The organism is Duganella guangzhouensis (assembly GCF_009674535.1).
GTDB lineage: Bacteria > Pseudomonadota > Gammaproteobacteria > Burkholderiales > Burkholderiaceae_D > Rugamonas > Rugamonas guangzhouensis.
This window is the reverse complement of the sequence record NZ_WKJK01000007.1, coordinates 109,598-129,922: the sequence shown is the minus strand read 5'-3', so window position 1 is coordinate 129,922 and position 20,325 is coordinate 109,598. Positions and strand designations below refer to the sequence as shown.

At 62.3% G+C, this 20,325-nt stretch carries 13 protein-coding genes; 10 read left to right on the top strand and 3 right to left on the bottom strand.

The window, feature by feature from the left end; translation table 11 throughout:
- Positions 1 to 59: 59 nt before the first annotated feature.
- From GJ699_RS15035 to xylF, 3 genes are all read left to right on the top strand, one after another.
- The gene (locus GJ699_RS15035; protein ID WP_154377932.1) at positions 60 to 1,274 is read left to right on the top strand and encodes a XylR family transcriptional regulator; all 1,215 of its coding nucleotides are present in this window, start codon (positions 60 to 62) and stop codon (positions 1,272 to 1,274) included.
- A gap of 86 nt (positions 1,275 to 1,360) precedes the next feature.
- Positions 1,361 to 2,140: a D-xylose 1-dehydrogenase gene (xylB, locus tag GJ699_RS15030; protein WP_154377563.1), complete on the top strand. Its 780-nt coding sequence runs from the start codon at positions 1,361 to 1,363 to the stop codon at positions 2,138 to 2,140.
- A 92-nt stretch (positions 2,141 to 2,232) separates the two neighbouring features.
- Positions 2,233 to 3,201, top strand: a complete 969-nt coding sequence (xylF, locus tag GJ699_RS15025; RefSeq protein ID WP_371867571.1) for a D-xylose ABC transporter substrate-binding protein — start codon at positions 2,233 to 2,235, stop codon at positions 3,199 to 3,201.
- A gap of 50 nt (positions 3,202 to 3,251) precedes the next feature.
- Here xylF and GJ699_RS15020 read toward each other — a convergent pair whose 3' ends face one another.
- Positions 3,252 to 3,449, bottom strand: a complete 198-nt coding sequence (locus GJ699_RS15020; protein WP_154377560.1) for a hypothetical protein — start codon at positions 3,447 to 3,449, stop codon at positions 3,252 to 3,254.
- 96 nt (positions 3,450 to 3,545) lie between these two features.
- On the opposite strand from GJ699_RS15020, the gene GJ699_RS15015 reads away from it, so the two are divergent.
- The 6 genes from GJ699_RS15015 to GJ699_RS14990 all read left to right on the top strand — a co-directional run bounded on the left by GJ699_RS15015 (position 3,546) and on the right by GJ699_RS14990 (position 17,752).
- The gene (locus GJ699_RS15015; RefSeq protein ID WP_154377558.1) at positions 3,546 to 6,548 is read left to right on the top strand and encodes a TonB-dependent receptor; all 3,003 of its coding nucleotides are present in this window, start codon (positions 3,546 to 3,548) and stop codon (positions 6,546 to 6,548) included.
- 65 nt (positions 6,549 to 6,613) lie between these two features.
- On the top strand, positions 6,614 to 8,218 hold the full coding sequence (locus GJ699_RS15010; RefSeq protein ID WP_229262109.1) for a GH35 family beta-galactosidase: 1,605 nt from the start codon (positions 6,614 to 6,616) through the stop codon (positions 8,216 to 8,218).
- 12 nt (positions 8,219 to 8,230) lie between these two features.
- Positions 8,231 to 11,092: a glycoside hydrolase family 31 protein gene (locus GJ699_RS15005; RefSeq protein ID WP_154377554.1), complete on the top strand. Its 2,862-nt coding sequence runs from the start codon at positions 8,231 to 8,233 to the stop codon at positions 11,090 to 11,092.
- A gap of 2 nt (positions 11,093 to 11,094) precedes the next feature.
- Positions 11,095 to 12,636 (top strand): GH39 family glycosyl hydrolase, encoded by a 1,542-nt coding sequence (locus GJ699_RS15000; protein WP_154377552.1) that lies wholly within the window; start codon positions 11,095 to 11,097, stop codon positions 12,634 to 12,636.
- Entirely contained in the window at positions 12,633 to 14,954 is a 2,322-nt protein-coding gene (locus GJ699_RS14995; RefSeq protein ID WP_154377550.1) for a glycoside hydrolase family 95 protein, read from the top strand. Before GJ699_RS15000 ends, GJ699_RS14995 begins: the two co-directional genes overlap by 4 nt.
- The gene (locus GJ699_RS14990) at positions 14,954 to 17,752 is read left to right on the top strand and encodes a glycoside hydrolase family 2 TIM barrel-domain containing protein (RefSeq protein WP_154377548.1); all 2,799 of its coding nucleotides are present in this window, start codon (positions 14,954 to 14,956) and stop codon (positions 17,750 to 17,752) included. The genes GJ699_RS14995 and GJ699_RS14990 overlap by 1 nt, the downstream gene beginning before the upstream one ends.
- On the opposite strand, the gene GJ699_RS14985 is transcribed toward GJ699_RS14990, so the two are convergent.
- Positions 17,744 to 18,982: an NADH:flavin oxidoreductase/NADH oxidase family protein gene (locus GJ699_RS14985; RefSeq protein WP_154377545.1), complete on the bottom strand. Its 1,239-nt coding sequence runs from the start codon at positions 18,980 to 18,982 to the stop codon at positions 17,744 to 17,746. The genes GJ699_RS14990 and GJ699_RS14985 overlap by 9 nt on opposite strands.
- A 70-nt stretch (positions 18,983 to 19,052) precedes the next feature.
- On the opposite strand from GJ699_RS14985, the gene GJ699_RS14980 reads away from it, so the two are divergent.
- On the top strand, positions 19,053 to 19,424 hold the full coding sequence (locus GJ699_RS14980; RefSeq protein WP_154377543.1) for a MerR family transcriptional regulator: 372 nt from the start codon (positions 19,053 to 19,055) through the stop codon (positions 19,422 to 19,424).
- A gap of 18 nt (positions 19,425 to 19,442) precedes the next feature.
- Here the strand turns inward: GJ699_RS14980 and GJ699_RS14975 are convergent, their stop codons facing one another.
- Positions 19,443 to 20,219, bottom strand: coding sequence for an alpha/beta fold hydrolase (locus GJ699_RS14975; protein WP_154377541.1), 777 nt, complete (start codon positions 20,217 to 20,219; stop codon positions 19,443 to 19,445).
- Positions 20,220 to 20,325 lie beyond the last annotated feature (106 nt).

The following is a 20,325-nucleotide window of genomic DNA, read 5'->3' as shown; positions in this document are numbered from 1 at the left end:
AGCGTGTAACAATAATAAGAAGGCCACATACGTCTCGAAGCGGAGTAGTAGATATGCAGATGAAGTCACACCGGATTGCGCTGCTGTTCAATGCAAACAAAATCTTTGATCGCGAGGTCATCGCCGGCATTGCCGCCTACCTCAGCTCCACGCGCGCCAGCTGGGATTTGTTTTTGGAAGAGGACTTTCGCCTGCGCCTGCCCGGCATCGAACGCTGGCAGGGCGACGGCATCATCGCCGACTTCGACGACCCGGCGGTGGCCGCGGCGCTGACGCGCAGCCGCATCCCGGTGGTGGCGATCGGCGGCTCGTACGAAAACCAGGCCGCCTATCCGGACGATGTGCCTTACGTCGCCACCGACAACTTCAAGCTGATTAAAATGGCGCGCGATCACCTGATCGAGGCCGGCCTGCGCCACTTCGCCATGTTCTCGCTGCCGGAAGCGCAGGAGAACCGCTGGGCGCAGGAGCGCGAATACGCGTTCCGCCGCCTGATGGATCAGGACAAGATGGAGTCGCACATCTACCGCGGCCTGGGCACCAGCGCGCCGTCGTGGGACGAGGCGGTGGAGCAGCAGATCCAATGGCTGCATAGCCTGCCCAAGCCGGTCGGCATCATCGCCGTCACCGATGCGCGCGCGCGCCAGCTGATGCAGGCTTGTATCATGGCCGGCATCGCGGTGCCGGAGCAGGTGGCGCTGATCGGCATCGACAACGATCCGCTGGCGCGCATGCTGACCCGGATTCCACTGAGCTCGGTGATCCAGGGCGCGCAGGAGATGGGTCGCACCGCAGCCCACCTGTTGGACCAGATGCTGCACGGCGTGCGCATGAGCGGCACGCGGGTGCTGGTGCCGCCGGTCGGCATCAACGTGCTGGCGTCCACGCAGCACGAAGCGCCCAAGCATCCGCACGTGATGCGCGCGCGCCACTTCATCCGCCAGTACGCCTGCCAGGGCATCAAGACCCACCAGGTGGCGGAATATGTCGGCATCTCGCGCTCGTCGCTGGAATCCTACTTCCGCCAGGAGCTCAATTGCAGCGTGCATGACGTGATCCTGCGCTTCAAGCTGGACGCCGCCACCTCGATGCTGGCGCGCGGGGAGCGCAGCATCGCGGAAGTGGCGCTGTGCTGCGGCTTCACCTCGGTGCAGTACATGCACGCGGTGTTCAAGCGCGAACTCGGATGCACCCCGCGCACCTACCAGGACCGCGCCATGATGGGCAGCGTCGACGATGGCTCGGCGCTGCCGCCGCCGGAGTTGGCAGCGTAATAATCATTGCCGGGATTGGTGATTTTCGTAATTGCGGCTTATGTTTAGGCGGGTCAAAATCCTCCAGCTATTTTGGAGACGAGACCTTGGACAAACAATACAATACGCTGCGCGAGCAGGTTATCTATCCCAGCCTCGCAGGCAAGCGTGTGGTGGTTACCGGTGGCGGCAGCGGCATCGGCGGCGGCATCACGGAAGCCTTTGCACGCCAGGGTGCGCTGGTCACCTTCCTCGACATCGCGGAGCATGATTCGCGCGCGCTGCAGGCCAGCCTGGCCACGCTGGCCACGCCGCCGGTGTACGTGCCGTGCGATCTCACCGATCTCGATAAAATCGCTGCCGTGTTCGAGGCCATCGGCCCGGTCGACATCCTGATCAACAATGCCGCCAACGACGACCGTCACGTCATCAAGCAGGTGACGCCGGCGTATTGGGAGAACCGGATGGCGGTCAATCTGCGTCACCTGTACTTCTGCGCCCAGGCCGTGGTGCCGGGCATGCAGGCGCGCGGCGGCGGCGTGATCCTGAACTTCAGCTCCATCTCGTGGCACCTGGCGTTGTCCGAACTGACGCTGTACATGACCGCGAAAGCCGGCATCGAAGGCATGACGCGCGGCATGGCGCGCGATCTCGGCCCGGACAACATCCGCGTCAACGCACTGATCCCCGGCGGCGTGCGCACGCCGCGTCAGGAAGCGCTGTGGCATACGCCGGACGAAGAGGCGCGCATCCTGGCCGGCCAATGCCTGCCGCAGCGCGTCGAAATCGGCGACGTGGCGGCGTTGACGCTGTTCTTGGCGTCCGACAGCGCGGCGCGCTGCTCCGGACGCGAGTACTTTGTGGACGCGGGCTGGTACGGAGCCTGATGTACTATTGCCGGGCGAGGATGACACCGCCCCGCAATAACATGGAGACTCAATCGATGAAGAAATTACTGAGCACGGCCGCTGTCGCCGTGATGATGGCGATCGCCGGTGGTCATGCGATGGCCGACGCCAAGAATCCCAAGATCGGCTTTTCCATCGACGACCTGCGGCTGGAGCGCTGGGCGCGCGACCGCGATTACTTCGTCGCCGCCGCCGAGCAGCAGGGCGCCAAAGTGTATGTGCAGTCGGCCGACGCCAGCGAGCAGCGCCAGATCGCGCAGATCGAGAACCTGATTTCGCGCGGCGTCGACGTGCTGGTGATCGTGCCCTACAACGCCACCGTGCTGACCAACGCGGTGCGCGAGGCCAAGAAGGCCAAGATCAAGGTGGTGTCTTACGACCGCCTGATCCTCAACGCCGACATCGATGCCTACATCTCCTTCGATAACAATATGGTGGGCCAGCTGCAGGCGCAGGGCGTGCTGGCGGCGAAGCCGAAAGGGAATTTCTATCTGCTGGGCGGCGCGCCCACCGACAGCAACGCCAAGATGCTGCGCGAGGGCCAACTGAAAGTGCTGCAGCCCTTGATCGACAAGGGTGACGTCAAGATCGTCGGCAAGCAGTGGGTCAAGGACTGGAGTCCTTCCGAAGCCATGTCCATCGTCGAGAATGCGCTGACCGCCAACGGCAACAAGATCGACGCCGTGGTGGCTTCCAACGACGCCACCGCCGGCGGCGCGATCCAGGCGCTGGCGGCGCAAAAGCTGGATGGCAAGGTGGCGGTGTCGGGCCAGGACTCCGACCTGGCGGCCGTCAAGCGCGTACTCGCCGGCACCCAGACACTGACCGTGTACAAGCCGCTGAAGCTGATCGCGTCCGAAGCCGCCAAGCTGTCGGTGCAGCTGGTGCGCAACAAGAAGCCGGCCTTCAACGCCAAGTACAACAACGGCTACAAGGAGGTCGACGCGGTGTTCCTCAAACCGGTTGCGCTGACCAAATCCAATGTGGATCTGGTGGTCAAGGATGGCTTCTACACGCAAGCGCAGCTCGGGCTGAAATAAGCCCTGTCTACGGGGCCGCCGCGCGGCCCCGTGCATCTGTCTGATCCACGCTACGATTGCTGATAATCATTCGCCTGCTTGGTGAATTTCGCAATTGCTTGCGGGTTTCCTAAACAGGACAATTGCTCAAAATCGCGCACCTTGGCACCCGGCCAGACGGCAGCAGCGATACAAAAATATACTGCGAGCGAGACGATATCAATGAAGACCAGATTACTGCGCTGTCCAGCGCCTGCGGACTGACTCACCCCGCGTTTCCCGGTTCCACCCCCACAGACAACGACAACACCAATAACTAATAGCCAAAGAGCTATGAAATATTCGTATAACTTTGGAGAGCGTAGATGAAACATCTCAAGAAAACGGCAATCGCGCTGGGCCTGGCCCAGATGACGATGATGCTGAGCGGCGCCGCCGTAGCCCAGACGACCGATGCACCCAAGACTGATACCCCGGCTGCGGAACCTGTCGCCGTGGTGGTGACCGGCCAGCGCGCAGCGCTGCAGTCGGCCCAGAAGATTAAACAGAACTCCGATGAAATCGTCGACTCCATCGTCGCCGAGGACATGGGCAAGCTGCCGGACCGCTCGGTGACCGAGGTGCTGCAGCGCGTGGTCGGCGTGACCATCGACCGCACCATGTCCAAGGGCGACCCGGAGCACTTCTCGGTGGAGGGCTCGGGCGTCAACATCCGTGGCCTGAGCTATGTGCGTTCGGAGCTGAACGGGCGCGACTCGTTCTCGGCCAACGGCGGCCGTTCGCTGAACTTCGAAGACGTGCCGCCAGAGCTGGTGGCCGGCGTCGACATCTACAAGAATCCATCGGCTGAGCAGATCGAGGGTGCCGTCGGTGGCCTGGTGAATCTGCGCACCGCCATGCCGTTCGATTACAAGGGCTTCAAGTCCGCCATCTCGGCCGACCGCACCTACTCGGAACTGAAGAAGGGCAAGACCTCGCCATCGTATTCCGGCCTGGTGTCGAACCGCTGGAAGACCCCGATCGGTGAAGTCGGCGCCCTGCTGGATCTGGCCTATTCGGAAAGCGCGACCCGCACCGACGCCTTCCAGGTCGAGCCTTACTATCCGCTGACCGACGCCAACGGCAACCGCGTGTTCGTGCCGAAGGGCGCGCAATGGCGTACGCTGGAATTCAACCGCAAGCGCGAAGGTGCTTACGGCGCGCTGCAATGGAAGAACGCCGACTGGTCGAGCGGCCTGACCTACTTCAAATCGAAGTATGAAATGCAGTGGGACGAACAGGCGATCTTCGCCCAGTCCAGCCCCTACAACATCGTGGTGTCGAAAGACGCCACCTTCAACTCCAAGGGCGCGCTGCTGACCGGCACCCTGACCGATCCAACCGACGGCGGCATCAACTTCGGCGACGACACACGTACCGCCAACCGCAAATCGGACACCACCGACATTTCGTGGAACCTGCGCTGGCGCGTCAACGATCGCTGGACCTTCACCACCGATCTGCAGCACATCAAGGCCAAGACCCAGAGCTTCGACTCCACCGTCGCCACCGGCGTGACGCTGCCGTCGGAAACCCTGGACCTGACCGGCAATGTGCCGAAGATCCTGTTCAGCGATGCCAACCGCGCCTACCTGGCGGACCCCAACAATTACTACTGGGCGTTCACCATGGAGCACATGGATAAATCGAAGGCCGACGAAACCGCGTGGAAGACCGACGGCAAGTACGACTTCGACGATCCGGTGCTGCGCGACTTCCGCTTCGGTGTGCGCCTGACCAAACGTGACGCGGTCACGCAGAACTCCAACCCAAGCTACAACTGGGCCGCCATCACCCAGCCATGGCAAGTTGGCTCGTGGGGCATTCCGCACGTGGCTTACCTGGGCGACCCGCGCTTCGCCGGTAACACCAGCCTGCACTCGTTCGACAACTTCTTCAACGGCGGCGTGTCGGTGCCTTCCGTGGTGTTCCCGAACGTGTCGCTGGCACAGGGCTATCCAAGCACCTACTCGGCACTGCACAAGTACTACGAGATCCTGTGCGCTGAAAACGGCAACACCTGCGCGCCATGGACGCCTGCCACCTTCGGTACCGATCCGGCCGGCACCAACGACCAGTCGGAGAAAACCAAGGCGATGTACGGCCAGTTGCGTTTCGGCTGGGATGACCTGAAATACCCGATCGACGGTAACATCGGCCTGCGTTACGTGAAGACCGATTCGAGCGCGCACGGCTACACCGTGTTCACCTCGACGCTGCCAACCACCGGCAACACCACCGGTGTGACGCTGCCGGTGTTCACGCCGTTCTCGCAGTCCAAGGACTACGACAACAGCTACCACAACGTGCTGCCTAGCCTGAATCTGCGCCTGAAGTACTCGGACACGCTGCAGTTCCGCTTTGCGCTGGCCTCGGCCATGTCGCGTCCGGACTTCACCCAGCTGCAGGGCTACACCACGCTGTCGGCCAGCGCCGATACCTCGACCAATGCGGCCGGCCTCACCACCGTCAACAGCGTGAGCCTGACTGGTGTCGGCACCGGCAACCCGATGCTGCGTCCGATCACCTCCAAGCAGGTCGACCTGACGGCCGAGTGGTACTTCGCGCCTTCCGGCTCGATTACCGCGGCGGTGTTCAACAAGCGCCTGAAAGACATCATCATCAACCAGGTGTACAACTACCAGTTGGCGGATACCTCGGGCAAGCTGCATGACTTCACCGTGACCGGTCCGGTCAACGGCGCCAAAGGCCACGCACGCGGCATCGAGCTGGCTTACCAGCAGTACTTCGACAAGCTGCCGGGCGCCTGGTCCGGCCTGGGCCTGCAAGCCAACTTCACCTTCGTCGACAGCAAGCGTGAGCTGTACAACCCGGTCTACACCAAGTACTGCACCGGCGGGAACACCGCGGCCAACGTCAACCTGAACCTGAACGGCTGCGACACCGACGGCACCACCTTCGGCAACCTGCCGCTGGAAGGTCTGTCGCGTCAGACCTACAATCTGGCGCTGCTGTACGACAAAGGCCCGATCTCGGCGCGTCTGGCGTACAACTGGCGTTCGAAAGCCCTGCAAGCCGTGAACGTCAACGGTACCCAAGGCACCGATGGTCTGGATTCGAACCCGGCCAGCGCGACCTACGGTCAGCACGTAGTGGCATGGGCGCTGCCTACCTGGTCCGATTCGTACGGCCAGCTGGATGCGTCGATGTTCTACAAGTTCACCGACAAACTGCAACTGGGTCTGGAAGCGCAAAATCTGACCGATGCGACTTACAAACAGCTGATGCAGCAAAATATCGGTATGATGGGGCGCGCATGGTTCAAGACTGGCCGCCGCGTGGTCGCCAAATTGAGCTACGACTTCTAACCTGACGAAAGGCATACGACTAGATGAAGCAATCCGCCCGCCAGCTTGTACTCTCCCTCAGTTTAATGATGGCCGCGGCTGGCGCGGCGGCCGCCTCGGATATTCCGCAGATTGTCAAGAAGGACGGCCGTTTCGCCTTGATGGTGGACGGCCAGCCCTTCGTGATCCTCGGCGGCCAGGCGCAGAATTCCAGTAACTACCCGCTGGCCCTGGACAAGGTCTTCGCGGCGATTAAGGACATGCACGCCAACACCCTCGAAATCCCGGTGGCCTGGGAACAGATCGAGCAGGTGGAAGGCAAATTCGATTTCAGCTACGTCGACAAACTGGTCGCCGAAGCACGCAAGAACAAAGTTAAACTGGTGCTGCTGTGGTTTGGCACCTGGAAGAACACCGGCCCGAGCTACGCGCCGGAATGGGTCAAGTTCAACAACACGCGTTTCCCGCGCATGCTGGACCAGAACGGCAAACCGATTTACTGCCTGTCGCCGCACGGCGACGAAACCCTGAAGGCCGACAAGAAGGCTTTTGTGGCGCTGATGAGCCACATCAAACAGATCGATGAAGCGCAGCGCACCGTCATCATGGTGCAGGTCGAAAATGAAGTCGGCACCTACGGCTTCTCGCGCGACCGGTCGGCCAAGGCCGAAGCGCTGTTCAAGGCGCCGGTGCCGAAGGCGGTGCTGGACTATAAAAAATCCCCGGTGGCGCTGGCCAAGAGCGGCAGCTGGAAGGAAGTGTATGGCGATTACGCCGACGAGTACTTCCACGCCTGGGCGATTGCCAGCTACATCGAAGACATCGCCAAGGCCGGCCGCGCGGTCTACAACCTGCCGATGTACGTGAATAATTCGCAGCGCGATTCGCTGGAAAATCCGGTCATGCCGTGGAAGGACAACTTCGCCAGCGGCGGCCCGACCTACGACGTGATCGATATCTACCGCGCCGCCGCGCCGCATATCGATTTCGCCGGCCCGGACATCTATGGCCCGGACTGGAAGAAGTTCAACGCCTCGCTGAATCACTTCCAGCGTCCGGACAATCCGCTGATGGTGCCGGAGATGAGCAACGCCGCGCTGTACGTGCGCTACACCTATCTGGTGCTGGGCAAGGGCGCGATCGGCTTCTCGCCGTTCGGCATCGACTACGCGGACTACAGCAATTTCCCGCTCGGTCACAAGGCGATCGACAAGACCATGGTGGAACCGTTCGGCAAAATCTACGCCGCCTTCCGTCCGATGGAACGGCAGTGGGCCAAGTGGGCGTTTGAAGGCCGTACCTACGGCGTGGCCGAGGGTGACGACCGCCAGCCGCAGACCATCGACATGAAGGGCTGGAAAGCCACCATCTCGTTCCGCGAATGGCAGTTCGGCGAGAAGGAGTACTTCAAGGACATCAAGGACATCCCGGCAGGTACCGAGATTCCTAATGGCGGCGTGGCCATCGCGCAGACCGGCGAGCGTGAGTTCATCATCATCGGCCAGCGCGCGCGCGTGAAGATCGACAGCGCCGACGGCAAGACGACGCTGTGGGGCCGCGTCGAGGAAGGTCATTACGACGCTTCCGGCAAATGGATCATGGAACGCAACTGGAACGGCGACCAGACTGACTATGGCCTCAACCTGACCGGCAATCCGGTGGTGTTGAAGGTCACGGTCGGCACTTACTAAAACGGAGACAATATGCGCATCAAGATGATCGCCACGGCTGTAGCCGTGCTGGCGGCCGGGCAAGCCACGGCCGGCACTTTTGAAAAGACCGCCACCGGTGTGGTGGTCAAGCCCGACACCGGCGCCGCCAAAGAAGTGCGGCTGGAGGTCATGGCGGATAACATCGTTCACGTGGTGAAGCTGGACCAGGATGGCAAGCAGCTGAATCCCTCGCTGATGACCGTGGCCGCTTCTGTTAGCGGTAACTTCAGCGTTGCCGCGACGGGCAAGGACAAGGTCACGCTGAAGGCCAAGAAGATTTCGGTCGCGGTTTCGCTGGCCACCGGCCAGGTACAGTTCTTCAACGCCGCCGGCAAAGCCTTCCTGACGCAGGAAGCCGAGACCATGGCGCCGACTTCGGTCGACGGCAAGCCATTCCTGGCGGTGAAGCAGGGCTTCAACTACGGCACCAAGGACGCCTTCTACGGCCTGGGCCAGCATCAGAATCACCAGATGAACCTCAACGGCGAAGATGTGCTGCTGATGCAGCACAATATGGCGATTGCCGTGCCGTTCGTGGTCTCGGACAAAAACTACGGCGTCCTGTGGGATAACAACTCGATCTCGCGCTTTGGCGATGCCAAGCCGTATGCGTGGCTGAGCCGCGACCTGAAGCTGACCGACGCCGACGGCAAAGAGGGCGGCCTGACCGCGCGCTACTACGTTGGCGACAAGCTGGTGTTCACGCGCCAGGAAAAAGACATCGCCTACCAGTATCTGAAGGACGTGGCCGAGAACTGGCCGAAGGAAGTCGATCCCAAGGCCGCCAACCTGAAGGTGGTGTGGGACGGTGCGATGGCGTCGCCGAAAGCGGGCGTGCACAAGCTGCAGCTGTATTCGTCGGACTACGCCAAACTGGCGGTCGACGGCAAAGAGATCATGGACGTGTGGCGCCAGGGTTGGAATCCGTGGTATCACAACTTCGAAGTGAAGTTTGACGCCAATAAGCCGGTCAAGCTGCACCTTGAGTGGAAGCCGAGCGGCGGCATGGTCGCCATCACGCACAACGATCCGCTGCCGGATGCCGAGCGCCATTCGCTGACCTTCTCGTCCGAAGTCGCGCAGAGCATCAACTACTACGTGGTCAGTGGCGACAGTATCGACAACGTCATCGCCGGCTATCGCTATCTGACCGGCCAGGCGCCGATGATGCCGAAATGGGCCTACGGCTTCTGGCAATCGCGCCAGCGTTATGAGACGCAGGAGCAGCTGCTGGGCGTGCTGCGCGAGTATCGCAAGCAGGGCTGGCCGGTCGATAATATGGTGCAGGACTGGTTCTACTGGCCGGAGAACGGCTGGGGTTCGCATGACTTCGACAAGGCCCGCTTCCCGGATGCGAAAGCGATGGTGGACGAGGTCCACAAGTCCAATGCGCGCATTATGATTTCGATCTGGGGCAAGTTCTACGCCAACACCGACAACTACAAGGAGCTGGCGGCCAAGGGCCATATGTGGACCAAGAACGTCGAAAACGGCGATCTGGATTGGGTCGGCCCCGGCTACAAGAACAGCCACTATGATCCATATACGCCGGAAGCGCGCGACATCTATTTCCGCCAGATGAAGCCCAAGCTGGTGGACCTGGGCTTTGACGCCTGGTGGATGGACAACACCGAGCCAGATGTGTTGTCGAATACCCGCCCAGCAGACTTCAAGAAGCTGATCGGCCCGACCATTTACGGTGGCGGCGAGATCACCTTCAACCCGTATAGCCTGGTGCATACGGAAGGCTTCTATTCGCATCTGCAGAAAGACCAGCCCGAGAAGCGTCAATTCATTTTGTCGCGTTCCGGCTTTGCCGGCATCCAGCGCAACGCCACCGCCGTGTGGAGTGGCGATACCGCCAGCCGCTGGAACAATCTGTATGACCAGATCTCGGCGGGCGTGAGCATCTCCATGTCGGGCATCCCGAACTGGACGCACGATATCGGCGGCTATGCGCAGGAGACCCGCTTCCAGGTTGGCGACGTCGGCTCGGCACAGGAGAACCGCAGCACCGGTATCAAGCAGGGCAATCCGGAAGACATCAAGGAATGGCGCGAGCTGAATCTGCGCTGGTTCCAGTTCGGCGCGTTCTCGCCGCTGTTCCGCTCTCACGGCGAAGTGGTGAAGCGCGAGATCCACGAGATTTCGCCAGCCGGTTCGCCGATGCGCGAGTCGATGGTGTGGTACGACCAGCTGCGTTATCGTTTGATGCCGTACATTTACTCGGCCGCCGCCGAGACGCACTACGATTCCGGCTCCATCATGCGCGGCCTGGTGATGGACTTCCCGCATGACGACGCGGTGAAGAACATCAACGACCAGTACCTGTTCGGCCACAACATGCTGGTGGCGCCGGTGTACGTGTACGGCGCGCGCGAGCGCAAGGTCTACATGCCGAAGGGCGCGGACTGGTATGACTTCTACACCGGTCAACTGCACAAGGGCGGCACCAGCGCGGTGGTCGCAGCTCCCGAGACGCGCATGCCAGTGCTGGTGAAAGCCGGTGCCATCCTGCCGATTGGACCCGTGACGCAGTACGTGGACGAGAAGCCAGATGCGCCGATCACGCTGTATGTGTACACCGGCGCCGACGGCAAATTCAGCCTGTATGAGGACGATGGCGTCAGCAATGGCTACCTGCGAGGCGCTTTCAGTCGCATCCCGCTCAGCTACAATGACAAGACCGGCACGGTCACCATCGGTGAGCGCACTGGCCAGTACAAGGGCATGGTGGCCAAGCGCCAGTTCAAGGTACGCTTCATCAAACCTGGCGTGTCCAGCACCGATAACTTCGACGTGGCCGACAAGACCGTCAGCTACGAGGGCAAATCCGTTACTGTGAAACGCTAAGCATGAAGACTTTGACCGTTGCTGTTTTGTTTGCCCTGGCAGGCGTAGCATCGGCCGCCGATGTGCGCCGCATCGCGGTGGACGCCGCCGCTCCCGGCGCGCCGCGTGACCGTTTCGCGGATCTGTCGGTGGGCTCGGATTATCCGGGCACGCTGATACGCGACGACAGTCTGGCGCAGCTGAAGCTTGCGAAGGACGAACTGGGTTTCCGCTACATCCGCTTCCACGCCATCTTCCACGATGTGCTGGGCACCTACAAGGAGGTGGACGGCAAGCCGGTGTACGACTGGACCAAGCTCGATTATCTGTACGACCAGCTGCTGAAGATTGGTATCAAGCCTTTTGTGGAGCTGGGCTTTACGCCGTTGGCCATGCGCTCGTCGGACCTGAGCATCTTCTACTGGAAGGGTAATACCTCGCATCCCGATCCGAAGAAGTGGGCGGCGCTGGTGGATGCGTTTGTTCGCCATGTGCAGGAGCGCTACGGCAAGGAAGAGGTGCGCAGCTGGTTCTTCGAAGTGTGGAACGAGCCGAATCTGGATGGCTTCTGGGAGAAGGCGGATCAGAAGGTCTACTTCGAGCTGTTCGACATCACCTCGCGTACCATCAAGGCGATTGATCCGGCGTTGCGTGTTGGCGGCCCTTCGACCGCCGGCGCGGCATGGGTGCCTGAGTTCCTGGCGCACGCCAAGCAATCCGGCGCCGTGGTCGATTTCGTCACCACCCACACCTATGGCGTGGATGGCGGCTTCCTCGATGAAAATGGCAAGGACGATACCAAGCTGTCGCCATCGCCGGACGCCATCGTGGGCGATGTGCGCAAGGTGCGCAAGGAGATGGCGGTGGCCGGTCATCCGAATATGCCGCTGTACTTCACAGAGTGGAGCACCAGTTACACGCCGCGCGATCCGGTACACGATTCGTACATCAGCGCGCCCTACATCCTCAGCAAGCTGAAAGCCACCGAGGGCGTCGCGCAGGGCATGAGCTACTGGACCTACAGCGATTTGTTCGAGGAACCGGGGCCGCCGACCGCGCCGTTTGAGGGCGGCTTCGGTTTGATGAATCCGCAGGGCATACGCAAGGCTTCCTGGTTCGCATACAAGTATCTGAACCAGTTGGGCGACACCGCGCTCAAGACCGCCGATGCGCAAAGCTACGCGGCCAAGGATGGCCGTGGCGTGCAGGTGCTGGCCTGGGATTTTCAGACGCCGAAGCAGGGGCGTAGCAATCGCGGTTTCTACACCACAGTGCAGCCGACGCGCGATGGCGCGCCGCTCAGCATCGATCTGAAGGGCTTGAAGCCGGGGACGTATTCGGTCAGCGTGTATCGCACTGGCTTTGAGGCCAATGATGCACAGACGGCGTATTTGAAAATGAATTCGCCCAAGACGCTGACGCCGAAAGAGATCGAGCGTCTGCAGGCGTTGACGATGGATAGGCCGCAAACCAGTACGGTGCGTGTGCCTGCATCCGGCGCCGCCACGGTGAAGGTGAAGATGCGCGTTAATGATGTGGTTCTGGTGAAGATTAATCCGCAATGAAACAGCTGCTTGCCCTGACCTTGGTTGCCGTCGTCGCCAGCGCGGCGGCCGCGCCTGACCTGACTTTGCGTTATGCCCAGCCGGCGGGGGATTGGGAAAAGGAAGCGCTCCCGATCGGCAATGGCCGCATCGGTGCGATGATCTTCGGACAGCTGGCGCGTGAGCGTTTGCAGTTCAACGACATCACGCTGTGGACTGGCGATGAAACAGCGATGGGGGCGTATCAGCCGTTTGGCGATGTCTACATCAATCTGCCGGGGCATGAGCAGGGCACAACTGCCTATGCGCGCACGCTGGATTTGTCGCGCAGTGTGCATACGGTGAGTTATACGCACAATGGCGTGAAGTTTCAGCGCCAGGCGCTGGCCAGTTATCCGGCGCAGGTGATTGCGGTGCGGCTGACGGCGGACAAGCGCGGGCAGTACACTGGCTCGATCGAGCTGACCGATATGCACGATGCGCAGATCAGCGCGCAGGATGGACGCATTACGGCGATTGGCTCGTTGCGCGGCAAGGGGCAGCAGCCGTCCAGCAATGCGATGGCGTATGCCAGCCAGGTGCGCGTGCTGAACGAGGGCGGTACGCTGGCGGTGGAGGGCAACCGCATTAGCTTTAAGGGTGCGGATGCGATCACGTTGATTCTCGGCGCCGGCACCAGCTATCTCAACGACGCCGCCCGCCACTTCAACGGCGATGCGCCGCTGCAGCGCGTGACGGCGCAAGTCGGCGCCGCCGGTGCGTGGGCCGCGCTGGTGGCGGCGCATGAACGCGACTATGGCGCGCGCTTCAAGCGGGTGGCGGTGGACTTTGGCGCCGCCTCGTCCGCGCGCCGCGCGCTGCCGACCGATAAGCGCATCGAAGCCTACACCGCCGAGGGCAACGATCCCGAACTGGAAGCGCAGTTCTTCCAATTCGGCCGCTACCTGCTGATCTCCAGCTCGCGCGACTCGCTGCCCGCCAATCTGCAAGGCCTGTGGAACAACAGCATCACGCCACCGTGGAATTCGGACTACCACACCAACATCAACATCCAGATGAACTACTGGCCAGCCGAACCGGCCAACCTGTCCGAACATGCCAACCCGTTCTTCAACTTCGTGCAGGGCGTGGCGCCGGTCTACCGCAAGCTGGTGGCCGACACCGCCGCCAAGGCCATCACCGATCCATCGTCGGTCAAAATGTCGGCCCCGGACCTGAGTGGCGAAGCGGTGCAGCGCGAAGAAACCTTCGTCAGCGCCGCAGGCAAGCCGGTGCGCGGCTGGACCGTGCGCACCGAATCGAATCCGTTCGGCGCCATGGGCTACGTCTGGAACAAGACCGGCAACGCCTGGTACATGCAGCACTTCTGGGAACACTACGCCTACACCCAGGACAAAGCCTACCTGCGCAACGTCGCCTACCCGCTGATGCAGGAAGCGGTGGCGTTCTGGGAAGACTATCTGAAGCCGCTGCCGGACGGCCGCCTGGTCGCGCCACTCGGCTGGTCGCCGGAACACGGTCCGATCGAAGATGGCGTCAGCTATGACCAGGAAATCATCTGGGACCTGTTCAACAACACCGTGGAAGCCGCCGATGCGTTGGGCGACAAGGCCTACCGCGATCGCATCGCTGCATTGCGCGACCGTCTGGCCAAGCCAGGCATCGGCAGCTGGGGCCAACTGCTGGAGTGGATGGACGAGAAAAAGGACAAAGTCCTCGACACGCCAGGCGATACCCACCGCCACGTCTCGCACCTGTTTGGCTTGTTCCCCGGCCGGCAGTTCTCACCGACCCAAACTCCGGCGCTAGCCGCTGCCGCTCGCAAGTCGCTGGAAGCGCGCGGCGACGCTGGCACCGGCTGGTCGATGGCATGGAAGACCGCTTACTGGGCGCGTCTGCTGGACGGCGATCACGCCTACAAAATGTTGCGCGGCCAACTGGCCAAGCCTGGCGCGCGCGCCGCGCAGCAGAGCAGCCAGGGCACGGAATCGAACAACGCTGGTGGCACCTATCCGAACATGTTCGACGCTCATCCGCCGTTCCAGATCGACGGCAACTTCGGCGCCACCGCCGCCATCTGCGAGATGCTGCTGCAATCGCAGACCGGCGAGATTCATCTGCTGCCGGCGTTGCCGTCGGCATGGGGCACAGGCTCGGTCAAAGGGCTGCGCGCGCGTGGTGGTTATGAGGTGGACCTGTCCTGGGCCAATGGCAAACTCACCGCCGCTACCATCCGCCGCGTGGCCGGCACGGGCGCCGGCAAGGTGCGTTACGGCTACAAGGTCGTTTCAATTAATTTGAAGGTGGGCGAAAGCAAACGCTTCGGAAGGAGTCTGTAATGCGCTGGCTGCTGAGTGTCTTTTTACTGGCGCTGAGCAGCCAGTGTTTCGCGGAACCCACCCAGATTCAATACCTCAGCGGCACTGACAAGGACCATCGCGTCGACTGGGACTTTCAGGTCAACGGCGGCCGCAATAGCGGCGCGTGGAAGAAGATTCCGGTTCCTTCCAACTGGGAGATGGAAGGCTTCGGCACCTACCGCTATTCCAACGACTGGCAGAAGGATCCCGCGCCGGACAGCGTTGGCGTGTATCGTCACCAGTTCGCCGTGCCGGCGGAGTGGCGTGGCAAGCGGATCGACATTGTGTTTGGTGCGGCGATGACGGACACGCAGGTTGTCATCAACGGCCAGCCAGCGGGACCGGTGCATCAGGGCGGCTTTTATGAGTTCCGCTACGACGTCTCTCGGCTGCTCAAGCCCGGCGAGAGCAATCAGCTGGAAGTGACGGTGCATCGTTACTCCGCCAACGCATCGGTCAACCGCGCCGAACGCAGCTCGGACTACTGGCTGTTCAGTGGCATCTACCGGCCGGTGTGGCTGGAGGCCAGGCCGCAAACCAATATCGAACGTGTCAGTCTGGATGCGCGGCATACCGGCGATTTCAGTGCGGACGTGTTCCTGGATGGCGCTACTGGCGGCAAAGTCAGTGCGCGCATCACCACGCTGGATGGCAAGGCGATGGGCAAGGAGATTAGCGTCGAGGTGGTGGACGGCAAGGCGCATCTGCTTGGCCACGTCGATCGCGTGGTGCCGTGGTCGGCGGAGAATCCGCAGCGCTATCAGGTGCGCTTCCAGCTGCTCAAGGGCGGCAAGGTGGTGCATGAGGTCAGCAAGATTATCGGCTTCCGCACCATCGAACTGCGGCCGCGTGATGGCGTGTACGTCAACGGCAGCAAGGTGCGCTTGAAGGGATCGAATCGCCACTCGATCTGGCCGACTTCCGGCCGAACCACCAGCAAGGCACTCAGCTATCAGGATGCGCGGCTGATGAAAGAGATGAACATGAACGCGGTGCGCATGTCGCACTATCCACCCGATCCGCATTTCCTCGACGTGGCCGATGAGGTGGGCCTGTACGTGATCGACGAGCTGACCGGCTGGCAGAAAGCCTATGACACCGACGTCGCCACGCCGCTGGTGAAGGAGCTGGTGCAGCGTGACCAGCATCATCCATCGATACTGTTTTGGGCCAATGGCAATGAGGGTGGCTTCAATCGAGAGCTGGATGGCTTGTATGCCGGCTGGGATGCGCAGCGGCGGCCGGTGATCCATCCGTGGGAGAACTTCGGCGGCATCGATACCGCGCACTATCCGACCTATAATTGCTGCGCCACGTCGCTGTTCAACGGCCGCGATGTGTTCATGCCGACCGAATTCCTGCATGGCTTGTACGACGGCGGCGCGGGCGCGAGCCTGAACGATTGGTGGAACGCCATGCTGGCCAATCCGCTTAGCGCGGGCGGCTTTATCTGGGCCTTTGTCGATGAAGGCATCGTGCGGGATGATCGTGGTGGCGCGGTTGATGTCGCCGGCAATCTGGCGCCGGATGGCATTCTCGGGCCATATCGCGAAAAGGAGGGAAGCTTCTTTGCGATCAAGAAGATCTGGTCGCCGTTGTATCTGCCGTTGTCGGAGCTGGCTTCTTTGCCGTCGACTTTTGATGGCCGGATCACGCTGGAGAACCGCTACGATTTCACCAACCTCAATCAGCTGAAACTGCGCTGGCAGTTGGTGCGCTTTGGCGCGGGTACCGGCTATGCTGTTGTCGCGCAGGGTAATGTGAAAGTGCCTGATGTGGCGCCGGGCATGCGCGGCGCGGCCAGCATCGCCTTGCCTGCGGATTGGGCGCGACAGGATGCGCTATATCTGAGCGCAACCGACCGCGATGGCCGCGAGATCTACACCTGGTCGTGGATGATCGCCACGCCGCAGCAGGTTGCCGAGCGCATGCACGGAGCACGCGACGCGGTGGCGGTCCCGGCCCCTGCCACGTCCTCGGCTACGCTGGTCGAACTGGCGGACGGTTACCGCCTGCAGGCTGGCGCGGTGAGCGCGTTGATCGACAAGTCTACCGGCTATCTGCGCGAGTTGAAGAGGGGCGACGTGCTGGCGCCGCTGAGCAATGGCCCACGCCTGGTGACTGGCACGGCGCAACTGAAAACCATCCACGCCGCGCGCGATGGCGACGATGTGGTGGTGGCCGCCGAATACAGCGGCAATCTGCGCAAGGTCAACTGGCGGTTGACGTCCGCTGGCCGGCTCACTGTGAACTATGGCTACCAGATGGAAGGCAGCCGCTATGTCGACGCGCTGGGCGTGACATTCGATTATCCCGAAGCGGAGGTGAAGTCCATGCGCTGGCTGGGGCGCGGCCCGTATCGGGTCTGGAAGAACCGCACCCAGGGCGTGGAGTTTGACGTCTGGCAGAAGGACTACAACGATACGGTCTCGGGCCAGTCGTGGAACTATCCCGAGTTTAAAGGCTTCCACGACAAGGTCTACTGGGCCACGCTGAACACGGCGCGCTTGCCGATCACCTTCATCAACCATGCCGACGATATCGCGCTGCGCGTGTTCACGCCGAAGGAAGCCAGCGGCGCCGGCTTCGAGCCGAAGGCCACGCATGTGGATTTCCCTCAGGGCGATATCTCCTTCCTCAACGCGATTCTGCCGATCGGCACCAAGTTCCATCCGCCGGCGGAACTGGGACCGTCGGCGCAACAGGCGCGCACGCCCAACCTCGGTATCTGGCTGGAGAACACCATCGATATCGTGGTGGGCGAGGCGTCACGATAATGCCGGCCCGCGCGTGCTGAGCCACTTGCGATAGCGTCTGGTCAGCAGGGCAAGCCGCACTTGGTCCGTCACCAGCGTGTATAGCGCATTCAGGCTGCCGCCGTGGGCGCCGCCGCTGCCGAGCGCGCGCAGACGGCGCCGTGCCAGCGCCATGGTGGCGATGCTGGCCAGCGTCTTGTCTTTCCAGTTGACCGCTGCCGCCGTGGCCTGCGGTGCCTGGCCAGCGCGCCACTGGCGTGGCAGGTTGGGCGCCACTGCCAGCGCGGTGGCGATGCCCACCACCGCCACGCCGCTGGCCAACACCTGTTCCGCCACCGCCGGACGGGTGATGCCGCCGGTGGTCATGACCGGCATGCGCGCCACGCCAGCCAGCGCCTGCGCGAACTCCAGGAAGTAGGCTTCGCGCGCCAGCGTGCGCCCATCCGCCGTGCGGCCCTGCATCGCCGGGCTTTCATAGCTGCCGCCGGACAGTTCGATCAGGTCGACCGGCAGCTCGTTCAGCATCTGCACCACTTGCCGCGCATCGTCTTCGGAGAAGCCGCCACGCTGGAAGTCGGCCGAATTGAGTTTGACCGCGACGCTGAATCCGGCCGATACCCGCGCCCGCACCGCACGCACCACCTCCAGCAGCAGACGCGCGCGGTTTTCCAGGCTGCCGCCCCATTTGTCGTCGCGCCGGTTGGTCAGCGGCGAAAGGAACTGCGACAGCAGGTAGCCATGCGCGGCGTGAATCTGCACGCCGCTGAATCCCGCCTGTTCGGCGGCATGCGCGGTGTCGGCGAAGCGGCGTATCACTTCCGCGATCTGCGCCGCGTTCATCGCTTCCGGCTGGGCGAACAGTTTGCTGTGCTTACCCAAGTCGAGCGAGATGGCGGATGGTGCCCACGCCAGGCCGCCCATATTGGCCATGACCTGGCGGCCGGGATGGCTGATTTGCATCCACACCTGCGCACCATGCGAGCGGGCCGCTTGCGCCCACGCCTTGAACGGTGCCAGCGGAGTATCGGCTTCCAGCGCGACGGTGGCGGGGCCGGTCAGCGCGCGGCTGTCGACCATCACATTACCGGTGATGAGCAGCCCGATACCGCCTTCCGCCCAGCGCTGGTACAGGCGATGAATGGCGCTGCCGGGCAGTTGGCCGGCATCGGCCATGCTTTCTTCCATGGCAGCCTTGGCGAGGCGGTTGGGCAGGGTGCTGCCGTTGGGCAGAGTGAGCGTTGTAAACAGCATAAGTATTCCCAAATCGGTAGAGGAGATGAGCCATGCTAAGATTAAAGTTCACTTTAAGGTCAAGCGAAATATGAAGATAGGTGAACTGGCCACGCGCGCGGGCATTGCGGCCTCGGCGATACGGTATTACGAGCAGGCCGGCTTGATGCCGAAGGCGGAGCGCGGCTTCAACGGCTATCGCGAGTACGGCGAGTCGGCGCTGGAGCGCATCAATCTGATTCAGATCGGGCAAAAGCTCGGCTTCACGCTGGAAGCGATACGTGCGGCGACGCAGCTGGAAGGCGAGGCGTTGCATGAAGGTCTGATGAAAAGCCTGGATGCGCGGCTGGCGGATATCGATCAGATGATGGCAACCCTGAGCCAGCAACGTAGCGCGCTGCTGGAAACGCAGCGGGAAATCCAGGCGATGCATGAAAAGGGCGAATGCCCGCCCCGCTTGTAATTCAGAGCGTGCGCGTCATCATTGCTGCGCGTCGGCCGTCTGGCTGGCGAGGAAGCTGGCGATCAGTGGGTTGACGGCATCGCCATGGGTGATCGGCGCCATGTGGCCGCCGCGCGTTGACGTCGTGGTGGCGTTGGGCAGGGCGGCGGCCAGCGCTTCCACCAGCAGGCGCGTGGAAGCCGGGCTGCGTTCGCCGGCCATTACTAGCGACGGCATGGTCAGCATCCCCAGATCGGCCAGCGTGGCGGGTTCGCCCAGCAGCGCCTGGAAGTCCAGCAGCACCTTGGCGATTTGCGCCGCCATCTTGTCTTGCGCGCTGTGTGGCGCGTCGTCGAAGGCGCCGGCGCGATTCCAATAGTCGATGAAGACGCGGGTGGCATCGCGCTCGCTGGCGGCGGCCTTGATGCTGTCGGTGACGGCGACGATTTCCTCGCGCGCCGGATGCGACGGCGGCAGCAGGTGGAAGGCCACCGGCTCAAACAACGTCAGCGACTGTACGCGCTCCGGCAGGCGGCGCGCAAGGTGCAGCGCGCAGACGCCGCCGAAGGAGTGGCCGACCAGGTGGAAGGCTTCGCCCGGTTCCAGCCGCGCGGCGACGGTGGCCATCACCGCATCCACTTCGTGCGCCAGCGTGTGCTGATAGCCTTCGCCCGCGTCGGACGGGAAGGGCGCGGCGCCATAACCCTGCAGATCGACGGCGATGCAGCGCCACGACGCTTCCAGCTGCGCCTTCAGGGGCAGCCACTGGGACTTGGAGCTCATGGAGCTGTGCAGCAGGACGACGGCAGGTTTCATTGTCGGCAAATCATGAAAAAAGCGAAGCGCAGATTATACCGGGTTGGGCGCGCCGGCTTGAGAAAGCGGCAATTGGCCGCATGTGTGGCTTGAATCGTACGCCGTC